The 328-nt window shown below is 59.1% G+C and carries 1 pseudogene; it reads right to left on the bottom strand.

The features are described from left to right. Window positions 1–95: 95 nt before the first annotated feature. Window positions 96–328, bottom strand: a pseudogene (locus tag EOD07_RS37385) (ribose ABC transporter substrate-binding protein); the annotation flags it as partial.

Raw genomic sequence — 328 nt, 5'->3', positions numbered from 1 at the left:
TAGCCGCACCGTCCATCGGCCCTCCCAGGGCGATTGTGGAATTGAGACAAACGCCGCGGCTCAAGCCGCGGCGCCAGGTGACAGCCAGCGATGATTTACTGGTTTTCCTTGGTCTGACCCATGATTTCCTGGGCGCTGAAATTAATGCCGCAGGTCGGGAAGGAATTGCCGACGAAGAAATTGTCGGATTCCTTGGGGAAGTAATCCGTGCCTTCCTTCATGTTCGGGTCTTCGGCGATCGCCAGCGGCAGCTTCACCTCTTGTGGCACGACTTCGCCTTCGAGTGCGGCGATCGCTGTCTTGATGGCGACAGCGACCTGAGCCGGGC

It is taken from the genome of Mesorhizobium sp. M2C.T.Ca.TU.002.02.1.1, from assembly GCF_003997225.1.
This window is presented reverse-complemented; position numbering and strand designations above follow the sequence as displayed.